Genomic DNA, 13,130 nt, shown 5'->3' with positions numbered 1-13,130 from the left:
CAAAGGAAGAATGACTAAACCCATAATTTGTGGCAGTGCTCACAACAGATTTAGAAATGGAAATGTAAGACTATGAAAAACGCTTATATCATTGATGCCATCCGTACCCCATTTGGTCGTTATGCAGGCGGTCTTGCACCTGTCCGTGCTGACGATCTGGGAGCAGTTCCAATTCAGACCTTGATGCAACGTAACCCAAGTGTTGATTGGCAGCAGGTGGATGATGTCATCTATGGTTGTGCCAACCAAGCGGGTGAAGATAACCGTAATGTGGGACGTATGTCAGCCTTATTGGCAGGTGTACCTTATCAGGTGCCTGCCACCACGGTTAACCGTTTGTGTGGTTCATCACTGGATGCCATTGCCATGGCTGCCCGTGCCATTAAAGCCAATGAAGCCGACCTGATTATTGCAGGTGGCGTCGAAAGCATGAGCCGTGCGCCTTATGTGATGGGTAAATCGGATAGTGCTTTTGGACGTAGTCAAAAAATTGAAGACACCACCATGGGATGGCGTTTTATCAATCCTAAGCTGAAAGAAATGTATGGCGTGGACAGCATGCCACAAACCGCAGAAAACGTGGCGGAACAGTTCAACATCAACCGTGCCGATCAGGACCAGTTTGCTTTAAACAGTCAGCAGCGTACTGCAGCGGCGCAAGCTAAAGGCTTCTTCAGCAATGAAATCGTGCCTGTCAACATTCCACAGCGTAAAGGGGATGCCATTGTGGTGGATACTGATGAGCATCCACGTGCGTCAACCACTTTAGAAGCATTAACCAAACTCAAAGGTGTGGTCAAAGCCGAAGGTACTGTGACCGCAGGTAATGCTTCTGGAATTAATGACGGCGCAGCCGCTGTGTTGATTGCGTCGGACGAAGCGGTAGAAAAATACCAACTCAAGCCACGCGCCAAAATCATTGCAGCCACCACAGTTGGGGTTGAACCACGGATTATGGGCTTTGCGCCTGCACCTGCGATCAAGAAACTGCTGAAACAGGCCAATCTCACGTTAGAACAAATGGATGTGATTGAGCTAAACGAAGCTTTTGCAGCACAAGCTTTGGCGGTGACCCGTGATTTAGGCTTGGCGGATGATGATACACGGGTTAATCCGAATGGTGGTGCAATTGCTTTGGGTCATCCTTTAGGTGCCTCTGGTGCGCGTCTGGTGACCACGGCCTTAAACCAGCTTGAACAGATCAAAGGTGAATATGCCTTGTGTTCGATGTGTATTGGTGTCGGTCAAGGGATTGCCTTGATTATTCAACGTGTTGAGTGAGGTCTGTTATGAGCCAGTTATACGCCAGCTTATTTTATCAGCCTGATGTCACAGCCATTTTTAGTGATCACGCTTTATTGGGATATATGATTCAGGCCGAAGTGGCTTTAGCTAAAGCTCAGGCAAAGGTCAACGTCATTCCTGCTTCGGCGGCAACGATGATTGAACAGGTTGGTCAAAATGCTGTAGCGCAAATCGATATGGAAGCGTTGGCTACAGCAGCAGGGCTGGCAGGTAATGTTGCGATTCCATTGGTCAAGCAATTCACTGCCTTGGTAAAACAGCAGGATGAAGATGCATCCCGTTATGTGCACTGGGGTGCAACCAGTCAGGATATTATTGATACAGCAACGATTTTACAATGCCGAGATGCCTTGGCATTGATCGAAAAGCAACTGCAACAAGCCTATCAAATTTGTTTAAAGCAAGCGCAGCAATATCGCCATCAGGTCATGATTGGACGTACCTGGCTACAGCAGGCTTTACCGATTACTTTAGGTCATAAATTTGCCCGTTGGGCAGCTGCCTTGAAACGTGATCTTGATCGTCTACAGGCCATGAAAGGTCGCGTATTAACTGCGCAACTCGGTGGTGCAGTAGGTTCACTGGCATCTTTACAGGATCAAGGCTCTGCGGTGGTTGCCGCTTTTGCAGCACAACTCAATTTAACAGCGCCTGAATGTACATGGCATGGTGAGCGCGACCGTATGGTTGAGCTTGCCAGCACGCTTGCCTTGATTGTAGGGAATGTCGGCAAGATGGCAAAAGACTGGTCATTGCTGATGCAAACCGAAATCGCAGAAGTTTTTGAACCGGCGGCAAAAGGGCGTGGTGGATCATCGACCATGCCGCATAAGCGTAATCCGGTGGCAGCAGCTTCAATTCTTGCCGCAGCCAATCGTGTACCGGCCTTAATGGCAAGTGTCTTTCAAAGCATGGTGCAAGAGCATGAACGGGCTTTGGGGGCTTGGCATGCGGAATGGCTGGCGATTCCAGAAATTTTCCAGCTATGTGCAGGTGCTTTAGAGCGAAGCAGTGACGTACTTGAGCACATGCAGGTCAACACAGACGCGATGCAACGTAATCTTGAATGTACCCATGGCCTGATCATGGCAGAGGCGGTGATGATGGCGTTGGCCCCAAAGCTTGGCCGTTTGAATGCACATCATCTGGTTGAGCAAGCCTGCCAGCAAGCTGTTGCCCAACAGCAGCATTTAAAAACCGTGTTAGCAGACATGGAGCAAGTGCGAGCCCATTTTAATGATCAGGCATTAGATGAGTTGTTCAATCCTGCATCTTACCTAGGCAATATTCAGGCTCAAATCGATGCAGTCCTACATGCACAACAAGGAGAGTAAGCACATGATTACGCACATTAATAATCGTCAGGGACATCCGTTGGCTGTTCAGGTTCAAGGGCGCAAAGATGCACCTGTGATCATGTTCTCTAACTCATTGGGAACCGATCATGGAATGTGGCAGGCGCAAGTGACAGCTTTAGCTGAGCATTATCAGGTCATTACCTATGACACACGTGGACATGGTACCAGTAGCGTGATTGCCGATACGAGCTTGCAAAATCTGGCTGAAGATGTGATCGATATTCTTGATGCTTTAGCTGTTGAAAAAGCCCATTTCTGCGGTATTTCAATGGGTGGAATTACAGCCTTGGCCTTGGCCATCAATCATGCACAACGCTTTCATAGCATCACGGTTGCAAATTCGGCAGCAAAAATTGGGAATGCCGAGGCATGGAATACCCGTGCAGATAGCGTAGAGCAAAACGGTTTGGCAGAACTTGTAAAAACCACGCATACCCGTTGGTTTAGTGAGCATTTTGATTATGCGCATGATGTGCTGGCACAGAAAACCATTCAGAGTCTGGCGGTGACACCTGCACAGGGGTATGCCAATGCATGTCGTGCTTTAGCTGATGCCGATGTTCGGGCGCAACTTGCTCAGATTCAAATTCCCACTTTAATTATCGCAGGGCAATACGACCCCGTCACCACAATCCAGGATGCAGAGTTTATGCATCATCACATTGCAAACAGTCAGCTTGAGATTTTGCTGGCTTCACATTTATCGAATATTGAGCAACCACAAGTATTTACTCAGGAACTGACAAAGTTTATCCAAAGAATATAAACACTTAGGTTTGTTAAAAGGATTTCGCCTCAAGGAGACTACTATGGCGTTTCAGGATTACGCTGCAAAAAATAACAGCATGGATGCACAGGAATTAATTGATAATGCGCCGATTAGCAAGTATCAATGGATGATTGCAATCATCTGTTTTTTAATTGTTTTTTTTGATGGTGTGGATACTGCTGCAATGGGTTTTATTGCACCAGCCCTCACACAGGACTGGGGCATTGACCGTTCCCAGTTAGGTCCGGTGATGAGTGCCGCTTTGGGCGGTATGATTATTGGGGCTTTAGTCTCGGGACCAACTGCTGACCGTTTTGGCCGTAAGATCGTTTTGACCGTGGCCATGCTGATTTTTGGTGGTTTTACCTTTGCTTCTGCCTATGCATCAGGTCTGGATCAATTGGTGGTATTACGCTTTTTAACCGGCATTGGTTTGGGTGCAGCCATGCCGAATGCAACAACCTTGTTCTCGGAATATTGCCCGAAACGCGTACGCTCTATTTTAGTGGTGTGTATGTTCTGCGGTTTTAACCTAGGCATGGCGATTGGTGGCTTTATCAGTAGCTGGCTGATTCCTGCTTTTGGTTGGCACAGCTTATTCCTGTTTGGCGGAATCATTCCTTTGATATTGATGCTTCTGGTGATTGTGTTCTTGCCGGAGTCTTATCGCTTCCTGATTGTAAAAAATAAGAGCCCTGAAAAAGTACGTAAAATTTTAAACCATATTGCGCCTTCACAAGTCCAAGGTATTAGCCAGTTTCATATTCCTGAAGAAGAATCCAATGTTGCACCAAAGGGCAACGTATTCAAGATGTTGTTTTCCAAACAATATGCCAAAGGTACGGTTTTATTGTGGCTCACCTATTTCATGGGCTTGGTCATTATTTACCTATTGACCAGCTGGTTGCCAACCTTGATGCGTGAAACCGGTGCGAGCATGGAACGTGCGGCATTTATCGGCGGGTTATTCCAGTTTGGCGGTGTACTCAGTGCCTTGGTGATTGGCTGGGCAATGGATAAATTCAATCCGAACCGGGTACTGGCAGTGTTCTATGTCGTGGCAGGTATTTTCGCTGTAGCCGTTGGTCAAAGCCTGAATAGCCCGACCTTATTGGCCATTCTGGTGCTTTGTGCCGGTGTTGCCATCAATGGTGCCCAGTCTTCCATGCCTGCATTAAGTGCCCGTTTCTACCCGACTCAATGTCGTGCAACAGGGATTGCATGGATGATGGGAATTGGACGTTTTGGTGCGGTATTTGGTGCGTGGATCGGGGCGATTCTGCTTGGAAATAACTGGTCATTTACCGCCATTCTGAGCCTGCTAATGATTCCTGCAGCCGCAGCCGCAGTCGCCATTTTTGTTAAATCTATCGTTGCCCATACCGATGCAACCTAATCGAGGAAAAAGTCAATGAATGATGAGCAGCGTTATCAACAAGGACTGAAAGTCCGTACCGAAGTACTGGGCGAAAAACATGTCGGACGTTCTTTACAGAACCTGAATGATTTCAATCAGGACTTCCAGAACTTTATTAGTCGCTTCGCCTGGGGGGAAGTGTGGTCACGTGAAGGTTTACCACGCCATACCCGCAGTCTGGTCACGATTGCCATCTTATTGGCTTTAGGGCGAGAAGACGAACTGAGAATGCATTTACGTGCCTGCTTCAATAACGGTGTGACTAAAGATGAATTAAAGGAACTGATTTTACATAGTTCTTTATATGCCGGTTTGCCAGCAGCGAATGCGGCGATGCATATGGCCGAAGACGTCTTTAAAGAACTTGGCATTGACGTGCAACCCGTTGCGGCACAACCACAGGATTAAGGAGACAGGCATGTTAAAGCATACATTAGGTGCATACCCACAACGAAATACCGATGATCATCCGCCAGCATATACACCCGGCTATAAGACCAGTGTATTACGCTCGCCAAAGAATGCATTGATTTCAATTAATGAAACCTTGACTGAAGTGACGTCACCGCATTTTTCACCGAGTATTTTTGGTCCCAAAGATAATGACCTGATTCTGAACTATGCCAAAGAAGGATTACCGATTGGTGAACGTATCATTGTGCATGGTTATGTACGTGATCAGTTTGGTCGTCCTGTGAAAAATGCCTTGCTGGAAGTATGGCAAGCCAATGCATCGGGTCGGTATCGTCATCCCAATGACAAGTTTATTGGTGCGATGGACCCTAACTTTGGTGGCTGTGGCCGTACCTTAACTGATGAAAATGGTTTCTATATTTTCCGCACCATCAAGCCGGGACCATATCCATGGCGTAACCGGATTAATGAATGGCGTCCGGCGCATATCCATTTTTCCCTGATCGCTGATGGTTGGGCACAGCGTCTGATTTCGCAGTTTTATTTTGAAGGCGATACGCTGATTGACACCTGTCCGATTTTAAAAACCATTCCATCTGAAGATCAGCGTCGTGCCTTGATCGCACTGGAAGATAAAAACAATTTCATTGAAGCAGATAGCCGTTGTTACCGCTTTGATATTCATCTGCGTGGTCGTCGTGCGACTTATTTTGAAAATGATTTGACATAAGGGAGACATACGATGAATGCATGGAATTTTCAGGAATTGAAAGAGACCCCATCACAAACCGGCGGTCCTTATGTGCATATCGGCTTATTACCACAACAGGCCAATATTGAAGTATTTGAGCATAACTTCGATAACCAGTTAGTCAATGAGCAGACGCAAGGGCAACGGATTCGTCTGGAAGGTCAGGTGTTTGACGGACTCGGTTTGCCATTAAGAGATGTGTTACTGGAAATCTGGCAGGCAGATGCCAATGGGGTTTATCCAAGTCAGGCGGATACCCAAGGCAAAACTGCCGACCCACATTTTCAGGGATGGGGACGCACAGGTGCCAATTTTGAAACTGGCTTCTGGAGTTTTCATACGGTAAAACCGGGCGCTGTTGCCGGTCGCAAAGGCTCAATTCAGGCACCACATATTGCAGTCGCAGTTTTTGCACGTGGCATTAATATCGGTTTGCACACCCGTATCTATTTTGATGATGAGGTGGATGCCAATGCCAATGATCCAGTGCTGAACAGCATCGAGTGGGCAGTACGTCGCCAGACTTTAATCGCCAAACGCAGTGACGTGGATGGTGAAGTAGTCTATCGCTTTGATATCCGTATTCAGGGTGATGATGAGACCGTGTTCTTTGATATTTAAAGGTTAAGGCTCACAACGGAGTCTTTTTAAGTTCTCATCTTATTTTAGGATCAGCCGTCGGCTCGACCTACTTTTCTTTCGGGAAAAGTAGGCAAAACCATTGTCATCCGCAAAACTCGTTCAAGACCAGCACGTCTCGATGCTATCGCAGAAATGGCATTTTATTGATTTGGTCCTGACTCAGACAGTTGCGGATGACGTCTCCGAGTATCAGATATCATACAAGTGTTTATGTGGCAAACCTATTAAAGAGTTTGAAACACTATACTCCCTGGTTTCCATATTTATAAAGGGACATATTTAAAAAGGAAAATCTTCATGGATAGGAAAAAAATTGCAGCATTCATTTTTGCATTGAGCCCCTTATTGATGGTTCAAGCAGCACAAGCGCAAGATCATCAGCAAAAGCAGGTTGAATTATCTGAACTGGCAAAGCTGCCGGTGAAAACCATTGTGCCCATTACGGCCAAAACCAGAGAGCAGGCTATTGCTCAGGCAAAAGTGATTGCAGCCAATGCGGATGCCGATCTTGCGGAGTTTCGGATTGATTTACTCAATTTTGCCAGTGATCGCAAGCAGGTGATTGCCTTAGGCCATGAGCTCAAACAGATATTAGGCACTAAACCGCTGATCGCCACGATTCGTACCCATAACGAAGGTGGGCAATTAACAATAAGTGATGCAGATTATGGCAAGACCTATCAGGCATATTTACAGCAGCCATTTATGGATATGCTGGATGTGGAAATGTTCCGTGATCAGCAGATTGTGAACGATACCGTGAAAATGGCGCATGCGAAAAAAGTACTGATCGTCATGTCCAATCACGACTTCCAGAAAACGCCACCCGAGTCTGAGATTATCAAGCGGTTACTTCAACAGGATGAGTTAGGCGCCGATATTCTGAAAATTGCAGTGATGCCGCAAAACAAACAGGATGTATTTACCCTCATGAATGCGACCTTGAAAGTGAGTCAACAGTCTAAAAAACCGTTACTGACCATGTCGATGGGCAAACTGGGCACGATTTCCCGCATCGCTACTGCCAACATGGGCGGTAGCTTTAGCTTTGGCATGATTGGTGAAGCTTCAGCACCAGGTCAGATCGACGTTACGCAACTGAAACAGTTTTTAAAAACGGTTCAGCCTACACAATAATTTAAAAAGGATGTTTAGACATGAAAGCAATTTACTTACGTTTAAGCACTTTAGCTGTGGCGATGGTGGTTTCGGGAATGGCAGCAGCAGAAACGTATATTGTTGATCGTTATCAGGATGATACTGATAAGGGTTCTTTGCGCTGGGCAATTGAGCAAGCCAACAGCAAGCCGACAGAAAGCAGCGAGATTCTGATTCAGGCAGTCGGCAAAGCCCCTTATGCGATCAAGGTGAATCGTCCATTACCCGAGATCAAGGCACCGGTAAAAATTATCGGAACGCAATGGGCAAAAACAGGGGAGTTTATTGCAGTCGATGGATCAAATTATATTAAAGGCACAGGAGTTGAAGCTTGTCCGGGGGCGGTTGAAGGACAATTCGGGACCAATGTGCGGACGACGACTTTACCGGGCATCGTATTGCGTGACATCAATGGCGTCACCATCCAAGGTTTGGAAATCCGTCATTTCTGTATCGGAATTTTAATGAACCGTGCCAGCAATAACCTGATTCAAAATAACCGCATCATGCATAACTATGGCGGCGCAGGGGTGATGTTGACTGGAGACGATGGTAAGGGCAATCCAACAGCGACCACCACCAATAACAACAAAGTATTGAATAACTATTTTCAGGACAATGGCGATGGTCTTGAACTGACCCGTGGTGCAGCATTCAATCTGGTTGCCAATAACCATTTTATTTCTACAGCAGCCAATCCTGAACCATCACAAGGGATTGAAATCTTGTGGGGCAATGACAATGCAGTCATCGGCAATAAATTTGAAAACTATTCGGATGGCCTACAGATCAACTGGGGCAAACGCAACTATATTGCTTATAACGAGCTGACCAATAACTCCAACGGTTTTAACCTGACGGGTGATGGCAACATTTTTGATAGCAATAAGGTACATGGCAACCGGGTTGGCATTGCCATTCGTTCCGAGAAAGATGCCGATGCACATATCACATTGACTAAAAACCAAATCTGGAATAATGGTAAAGAGATTAAACGTTGTGAAGCAGGCGGCAGCTGCGTACCGAATCAACGTGTCGGCGCGATTATTTTTGACATTCCAGGGCTGGAACATGCGCATTTTGTAGGATCTCGCGGTCATGGCGTCAAGATTGATCCTGCAAACTTGCAGAAGACCTGCAAGCAGGCCAATGAGCAAGGCTGTAATGCTCAACCCAACCAAAATATTCAGGTACCGAAATTAACCTTGTCCAAAGGACAAATTGCAGTCGAAGTTAAAGCGCAGCCGAACCAGCGTTATCAGGTCGAGTTTTTTGGAAACTCATCGGCAAATTCAAATGAAGCAGAGTTTTATTTAGGTTCGGCGGTTGCTGCCACCAATGCGCAAGGAATAGCGACGCTGACTTGGAAACCAACAGCACAAGTTGCTTCAGTGACAGCAAATATTACGGATCGTTTGGGTGCAACGTCTGAACTCAGTTCAGCTGTAAAACTGAAATAAACGGCAAGGAGGCTGAATATGAATTCGAATGCATTTTTGCTCAAGATGAGCTGTCTGGCTGTGGCGCTATGTGCTGCTCAATCTGCTTTTGCGGATCAGCCCTGGTCACAGGATCGTCAATGGCTCCTCGGCGACTGGAATGGCCAGCGCCAGCAACTGGAAAAAGAGGGCTATAAATTTAACCTCAATGTCATGAACCAGACAGCAACAGTGCTGGACGGTCTGGACCATCATCCCACCAAAAATGCCAATCAGATGGCATTGGGTGCAAATTTTGATCTGGCTAAAATTGCGGGATTACCCAACACGACAGCCGCTCTCACCGTGACCAAACGGGATGGACGTAATATTGCCAGCAATATTGGCATGAACGGTAGTCCAACGGAAATCTATGGGCGCGGTAATATCTGGCGCTTAACGCAAGCATGGATTAAAACAGGATTTCTGGACAATACCCTACAGTTTAAGCTTGGGCGGATGGGCATGTCCGAGGACTTTAATGGTTCACACTGTAATTTCCAGAGTCTGATTTTATGTGGTGGCCAAGTGGGTAAGAGTCAGGGCGATGTCTGGTATAACGGTCCGGTGAGTGGCTGGGCTGCAAATGTTAAATACCAGTTTCTGCCTGAATGGACGTTTGGTGTGGGCGTTTATGAAAATAATCCCGAAAATACTGAAGTGAAGGACAATGCCAATTTCAACCTGTCTACGGATCGGGCAAAAGGTGTCCTGATTCCAGTCGAATTGGCTTGGAAAACCAATAAATTAAACGGTTTGGCGGGCGAGTATAAAGTTGGCGGTTTCTGGAGTAGTCATGACTATGACCGGGTTGATGCACAAGCAGGACAAGATCCAAAGTCGGCCATCTGGCTGAATACCCAGCAACAGTTGAGCAGCAATGCCACGGATTCAAAGGGTGGTTTATATGGCGCCGTGAATCTGGTCTGGAACAACGATAAAACCGCCAATATTTCTGATACCCAGCAAATCGCCTTCTGGTACAAGGGAGCCTTGCCATCACGACCGGCCGACCAGATCGGTTTCGGGGTGGGACGTTATAAATTTAACGACCAGATCCCTGCCAATCATGATCGTGATGATGAGATGAATGTTGAACTGAACTATGTTTACAACTATTCCCCAGCCGTAATGTTACGTCCCAATATCCAGTATGTTTATCAGCCAAGGGGCAATCCGTCTCGTGATAATGTCTGGGTAGCCGGTATTTCAGTTGGGCTGAATTTCTAATACAGGAGTATGACAGATGTCTGAATCTTCAAGCTCGCATACCATGCTGAAAATATGGTGTTTTATTCTGGGGCTGGTTTTATTGCTGACCGGACTGTTTTTTACAGTCGGTGGAGTAAAGCTGGCGACTTTAGGTGGATCCTGGTATTTCGTGATTTCAGGTGTCCTTACGCTCATCGCTGCACTTTTTATTTTCAGGAAAAAAGCGTTCGGTGTCTGGTTATTTACCCTGGTGTTTGCGGGGACAATCGTCTGGTCGTTGTTTGATGCAGGGCTGGAGTTCTGGCCTTTATTTTCTCGACTGATGTTTCCAGCAGGCTTATTTGCAGCCCTGATGTTTACTTTACCTGCCATTCGTCGTTATCAATTTCAACCGAGTGCGGATTTACCTGCTTATGGTCTTGGAATATTGACAGTGATTGGCATGGTGATTGGTCTTTATCAGATGTTCCAGCCACATCCAACCGTCACTGCGTCGGGACAGGCATTACCGCTGATCCCGGTAAAAACCGATATGAAGCAGACCAACTGGCAGCATTATGGTCAGGATGCAGGTGGAAGCCGTTTTGCGGCACTGGATCAGATCACACGTGATAATGTGCATCAGCTGAAAGAAGTCTGGCGTTTCCGTACCGGTGATTTCACCACGGGTTCAGGCAATGGTGCAGAAGATCAGATGACGCCGTTACAGGTGGGCAACAAGATTTTCCTGTGTACCCCGCATAACAATATTTTTGCCCTGGCAGCGGACTCCGGTAAACAACTCTGGAAAGCAGAAGTCAATTCCAAGTCAGATGCATGGGAACGTTGCCGTGGTGTTGCTTATTTTGACTCAACGCAAGCATTGGTTCAGCCGACGTTGGCTGGAGCGACACCGGTAAAAGCGGTGGCGAACAATACCTCATGCCTACGTCGTGTTTATACCAATACACCAGATGGTCGTTTAATTGCTGTCAATGCAGATACGGGCGAACGTTGTAAAGACTTTGGGGTAGAAGGCACGGTTGACTTGCTCAAAGGCTTGGGTGAGGGAACCACAGCACCACGTTTTGAAGTGACTTCAGCACCAACCATTGCGGGTACGGTAATTGTCGTCGGTAGCCGTATTGCCGATAATTTTGCAGCGGATATGCCTGGTGGTGTAATTCGTGCATACGATGTCATTACAGGTGAATTACGTTGGGCCTTTGATCCACGCAATCCTGATCCGAACTATGTATTGAAGGATGGTGAAACCTATAAACGCAGTTCGGCAAATTCATGGGCTGCGATGTCTTACGATCCGCAAATGAACACGGTATTTTTACCAATGGGTAGCTCATCTGTTGATGTCTGGGGCGGTAACCGTCAACCACTGGACCATAAATACAACTCATCCGTACTGGCTTTAGATGCGACCACAGGTCAGGAAAAGTGGGTCTATCAAACGGTTCATAATGATTTGTGGGATTTTGATTTGCCAATGCAGCCAAGCCTAGTTGATTTCCCGATGAAGGATGGCAGCAACAAACCTGCTGTGGTAATTGGGACCAAATCCGGCCAGTTCTTTGTACTGGATCGTGTAACCGGGCAGCCATTAACCAAGGTGGTTGAGCAAGCGGTGAAGCCTGCGGATATTCCAGGGGAACAATACAGCCCAACACAGCCACGTTCAGTCGAAATGCCGCAGATTGGTAACCAGACCATAACGGAATCTGATATGTGGGGCGCCACACCATTTGACCAGCTCATGTGTCGTATTAACTTTAAATCGATGCGTTATGAAGGTTTATTCACTGCACCGGGTACCGATAAATCATTGAGCTTCCCAGGTTCTCTAGGCGGTATGAACTGGGGCAGTATTGCCTTTGATCCAAGCCATCAATATATGTTCGTCAATGACATGCGTTTGGGCTTATGGATTCAGTTAATTAAACAGACGCCGGAAGATCTCGCAGTTCAGGCTAATGGTGGTGAAAAAGTCAATACTGGTATGGGCGCCGTGCCAATGAAAGGAACTCCATACAAAGTCAATAAAGACCGCTTCTGGTCGAAATTAATGATTCCTTGCCAAAAACCGCCGTATGGCACCATGACTGCAGTAGATATGAAAACGCGTCAGGTTGCATGGCAAGTGCCAATGGGAACGGTAGAGGATACTGGCCCGATGGGAATCAAAATGGGCCTGCCTGTTCCAATTGGTATGCCAACCATTGGCGGTCCAATGGCAACTCAAGGTGGTTTAGTCTTCTTTGCCGCGACTCAGGATTATTACTTGCGTGCACTGGATTCATCTTCAGGTAAGGAGCTGTGGAAAGCGCGTTTACCTGTCGGTAGCCAAGGTACGCCAATCAGTTATGTGTCACCGAAATCAGGTAAGCAGTATGTGCTGATTACTGCAGGTGGCGCGCGTCAATCACCTGATCATGGTGATTATGTGATTGCTTACAGCCTGAACTAAAGCTTTTTTAATTGATAGTAATAAAAAAACGGCAATCCTCGGTGATTGCCGTTTTTTATTTAGATATCCAGATCATTTTTTAACAAACGCTATCGAAAGCTCCATACGCCATAATTGGCATATTCATTGCTTTATTTAGGATATCTGGTCTGACCAGTCAGACAATGC

Annotated in this window: 11 protein-coding genes; all 11 read left to right on the top strand. The window is 46.7% G+C overall.

Annotated elements, in window-relative coordinates:
- Nucleotides 1–72: 72 nt before the first annotated feature.
- The 11 genes from pcaF (at nt 73) to MSG93_RS13540 (ending at nt 12,962) form a co-directional block, all read left to right on the top strand.
- Entirely contained in the window at nt 73–1,281 is a 1,209-nt protein-coding gene (pcaF, locus tag MSG93_RS13590) for a 3-oxoadipyl-CoA thiolase (protein ID WP_324622191.1), read from the top strand.
- Between the two features lie 8 nt (nt 1,282–1,289).
- The gene (locus MSG93_RS13585; protein WP_324622190.1) at nt 1,290–2,639 is read left to right on the top strand and encodes a 3-carboxy-cis,cis-muconate cycloisomerase; all 1,350 of its coding nucleotides are present in this window, start codon (nt 1,290–1,292) and stop codon (nt 2,637–2,639) included.
- Between the two features lie 4 nt (nt 2,640–2,643).
- Nucleotides 2,644–3,429 (top strand): 3-oxoadipate enol-lactonase, encoded by a 786-nt coding sequence (gene pcaD, locus MSG93_RS13580; protein ID WP_324622189.1) that lies wholly within the window; start codon nt 2,644–2,646, stop codon nt 3,427–3,429.
- 43 nt (nt 3,430–3,472) lie between these two features.
- Nucleotides 3,473–4,828, top strand: a complete 1,356-nt coding sequence (locus MSG93_RS13575; protein WP_262755650.1) for an MFS transporter — start codon at nt 3,473–3,475, stop codon at nt 4,826–4,828.
- Nucleotides 4,829–4,843: 15 nt separating this feature from the next.
- Complete coding sequence (gene pcaC, locus MSG93_RS13570; protein ID WP_009509226.1) at nt 4,844–5,257, top strand: 4-carboxymuconolactone decarboxylase; 414 nt, start codon at nt 4,844–4,846, stop codon at nt 5,255–5,257.
- Between the two features lie 10 nt (nt 5,258–5,267).
- Nucleotides 5,268–5,993: a protocatechuate 3,4-dioxygenase subunit beta gene (pcaH, locus tag MSG93_RS13565; RefSeq protein WP_004654275.1), complete on the top strand. Its 726-nt coding sequence runs from the start codon at nt 5,268–5,270 to the stop codon at nt 5,991–5,993.
- Between the two features lie 12 nt (nt 5,994–6,005).
- Nucleotides 6,006–6,635 carry a protocatechuate 3,4-dioxygenase subunit alpha gene (gene pcaG / locus MSG93_RS13560; protein WP_005231114.1) on the top strand — a complete coding sequence of 210 codons (630 nt, stop codon included), beginning with the start codon at nt 6,006–6,008 and terminating at the stop codon, nt 6,633–6,635.
- 318 nt (nt 6,636–6,953) lie between these two features.
- On the top strand, nt 6,954–7,793 hold the full coding sequence (aroD, locus tag MSG93_RS13555) for a type I 3-dehydroquinate dehydratase (RefSeq protein WP_324622188.1): 840 nt from the start codon (nt 6,954–6,956) through the stop codon (nt 7,791–7,793).
- Between the two features lie 20 nt (nt 7,794–7,813).
- The gene (locus MSG93_RS13550) at nt 7,814–9,274 is read left to right on the top strand and encodes a right-handed parallel beta-helix repeat-containing protein (protein WP_324622187.1); all 1,461 of its coding nucleotides are present in this window, start codon (nt 7,814–7,816) and stop codon (nt 9,272–9,274) included.
- Nucleotides 9,275–9,292: 18 nt separating this feature from the next.
- Nucleotides 9,293–10,522 carry a carbohydrate porin gene (locus tag MSG93_RS13545; protein WP_324622186.1) on the top strand — a complete coding sequence of 410 codons (1,230 nt, stop codon included), beginning with the start codon at nt 9,293–9,295 and terminating at the stop codon, nt 10,520–10,522.
- 16 nt (nt 10,523–10,538) lie between these two features.
- Nucleotides 10,539–12,962, top strand: a complete 2,424-nt coding sequence (locus MSG93_RS13540; RefSeq protein ID WP_324622185.1) for a glucose/quinate/shikimate family membrane-bound PQQ-dependent dehydrogenase — start codon at nt 10,539–10,541, stop codon at nt 12,960–12,962.
- The last annotated feature ends 168 nt before the right edge of the window (nt 12,963–13,130 follow it).

The organism is Acinetobacter sp. IK40, assembly GCF_035615075.1.
Lineage (GTDB): Bacteria > Pseudomonadota > Gammaproteobacteria > Pseudomonadales > Moraxellaceae > Acinetobacter > Acinetobacter courvalinii.
Note: the sequence above shows the minus strand (reverse complement) of the source record. Positions and strands in the feature narration are given on the sequence as shown.

Excerpts from the sequence above, each read along its gene's own strand:
- pcaF (WP_324622191.1), top strand. The coding sequence starts at position 73 with ATGAAAAACGCTTATATCATTGATGCCATCCGTACCCCATTTGGTCGT.
- MSG93_RS13585 (WP_324622190.1), top strand. The coding sequence starts at position 1,290 with ATGAGCCAGTTATACGCCAGCTTATTTTATCAGCCTGATGTCACAGCC.
- pcaD (WP_324622189.1), top strand. The coding sequence starts at position 2,644 with ATGATTACGCACATTAATAATCGTCAGGGACATCCGTTGGCTGTTCAG.
- MSG93_RS13575 (WP_262755650.1), top strand. The coding sequence starts at position 3,473 with ATGGCGTTTCAGGATTACGCTGCAAAAAATAACAGCATGGATGCACAG.
- pcaC (WP_009509226.1), top strand. The coding sequence starts at position 4,844 with ATGAATGATGAGCAGCGTTATCAACAAGGACTGAAAGTCCGTACCGAA.
- pcaH (WP_004654275.1), top strand. The coding sequence starts at position 5,268 with ATGTTAAAGCATACATTAGGTGCATACCCACAACGAAATACCGATGAT.
- pcaG (WP_005231114.1), top strand. The coding sequence starts at position 6,006 with ATGAATGCATGGAATTTTCAGGAATTGAAAGAGACCCCATCACAAACC.
- aroD (WP_324622188.1), top strand. The coding sequence starts at position 6,954 with ATGGATAGGAAAAAAATTGCAGCATTCATTTTTGCATTGAGCCCCTTA.
- MSG93_RS13550 (WP_324622187.1), top strand. The coding sequence starts at position 7,814 with ATGAAAGCAATTTACTTACGTTTAAGCACTTTAGCTGTGGCGATGGTG.
- MSG93_RS13545 (WP_324622186.1), top strand. The coding sequence starts at position 9,293 with ATGAATTCGAATGCATTTTTGCTCAAGATGAGCTGTCTGGCTGTGGCG.
- MSG93_RS13540 (WP_324622185.1), top strand. The coding sequence starts at position 10,539 with ATGTCTGAATCTTCAAGCTCGCATACCATGCTGAAAATATGGTGTTTT.